Origin of the sequence: Bradyrhizobium sp. (assembly GCF_030693485.1) — a bacterium.
GTDB lineage: Bacteria > Pseudomonadota > Alphaproteobacteria > Rhizobiales > Xanthobacteraceae > Bradyrhizobium.
Map to the genome: position 1 here is coordinate 1 of NZ_JAUYAN010000184.1, position 1,789 is coordinate 1,789.

General features: G+C 66.0%; 4 protein-coding genes. All 4 read left to right on the forward strand.

From position 1 onward, the window contains the following. Positions 1–183 (forward strand): TrmH family RNA methyltransferase (locus Q8N40_RS13875; RefSeq protein ID WP_305712222.1); only part of this gene is annotated, 183 nt, incomplete at its 5' end. After that, positions 180–812, forward strand: coding sequence for a 7-carboxy-7-deazaguanine synthase (queE, locus tag Q8N40_RS13880; RefSeq protein WP_305712223.1), 633 nt, complete (start codon positions 180–182; stop codon positions 810–812). The genes Q8N40_RS13875 and queE, both read left to right, overlap by 4 nt. A 17-nt stretch (positions 813–829) precedes the next feature. Beyond that, positions 830–1,195: a 6-carboxytetrahydropterin synthase gene (locus Q8N40_RS13885; RefSeq protein ID WP_305322338.1), complete on the forward strand. Its 366-nt coding sequence runs from the start codon at positions 830–832 to the stop codon at positions 1,193–1,195. Between the two features lie 65 nt (positions 1,196–1,260). After that, positions 1,261–1,789 (forward strand): coproporphyrinogen III oxidase (locus Q8N40_RS13890; protein WP_305712224.1); only part of this gene is annotated, 529 nt, incomplete at its 3' end.

The window sequence follows — 1,789 nt, forward strand, 5'->3', positions numbered from 1 at the left end:
ATCCTGCTGTTCGGTCGCGAATCCGCCGGGGTTCCCGACGAGGTGGTCGCCGCGGCCGACGCGCGGGTGGTGATCCCGATCAAATCAGGACTGCGCTCGCTCAATGTCGCGGTCGCAGCCGCCATGGCGCTGGGCGAAGCCCTGCGGCAGACCGGTTGCGCATTGAAGGAGACGGCGCGTTGAGTTATGCGGTCAAGGAAATCTTTCTGACCCTGCAGGGCGAAGGCGCGCATGCCGGCCGCGCGGCGGTGTTTTGCCGATTCTCGGGCTGCAATCTCTGGAGCGGCCGCGAGCAGGACCGCGCCACCGCGACCTGCCGGTTTTGCGACACCGACTTTGTCGGCACCGATGGCACGCTGGGCGGCCGCTACGCCTCGGCCCAAGCGCTCGCCGACACCATTGCCGCGCAATGGGTGGGGACCAGCGCCAACCGCTACGTGGTACTGACCGGCGGCGAGCCGTTGTTGCAGGTGGACGCGGCTTTGATCGACGCGCTGCATGCCCGCGGTTTCGAAATCGGCATCGAGACCAACGGCACCATCGAGCCGCCCGGCGGCATGGACTGGATCTGCGTCAGCCCGAAGGCAGGCTCGGAGCTGGTGGTGCGGCGCGGGCACGAACTCAAATTGATCTACCCGCAGGCGGGCGCGGCGCCGGAGGCTTTTGTCGATCTCGCCTTCGAACGCTTCTCGCTGCAGCCGATGGACGGCCCGGACGTGATCGAAAACACCGCGCGCGCGGTCGATTACTGCCTGCGCCATCCGCAATGGCGGCTCAGCCTGCAGACGCACAAGACACTCGGCATCAGGTAAAGGTTGGACTTTCGAAAATGTGGGAACTGACAAAATCGTTCCGGTTCGAGGCGGCGCACGCGCTGTCGGGAACGACGCTGGGCGACGCCAGCATGGAAATTCACGGCCACTCGTTTCGCGCCGAGGTCACGATCCGCGGCACGCCCGATCCAGAAACCGGGATGGTGATGGATCTCGGCCTGCTCGACCGCAGCATGGCGGAGGTGCAGAAAACCCTCGACCACCGGCTGCTCAACAAGGTCGAGGCGCTGGGGCAGCCGACGCTGGAAAACCTCTCGCGCTTCATCTGGGAGCGGGTGGCGCATGCCGGCCAGCTCGCGCGCGTCAGCGTGCACCGCGACAGCTGCAACGAGAGCTGTACTTATTTTGGGCCGCAGGGGTAAATCGTCAATCCGGGGCGCGCGTTAGCGCGAACCCGGAATGACGAACGAAAGAGCAGGAATTACTTATGGACCTGTCCGTGATCGAGGATCGCAAGGCGCGGGCACGGAGCTGGTTCGAGCGGCTGCGCGATGAGCTTTGCGCGGCGTTAGAAAAGCTGGAAGACGACGCGCCGGCGGCGCTCTCGCCGGGCGCCGCCGGCCGCTTCGTGCGCACGCCATGGGATCGCGCCGACCACACCGGAAAACCCGGCGGCGGCGGCGTGATGTCGGTGATGCGCGGAAAACTGTTCGAGAAGGTCGGGGTGCACTGCTCGACGGTGCACGGCGAATTCGCTCCCGAATTCCGCGCGCAAATTCCGGGTGCTGCCGATGATCCCCGGTTCTGGGCTTCGGGCGTTTCGCTGATCGCGCATATGCGCAATCCGAATATCCCGGCGGTGCACATGAACACCCGCTTCGTCGTCACCACCAAATCATGGTTCGGCGGCGGCGCCGACCTGACGCCGGTGCTCGACCGGCGGCGGACGCAGGAGGATCCCGACACATTGGCGTTTCACGCCGCGATGCAGGCCGCCTGTGACGCGCATGCCGCCG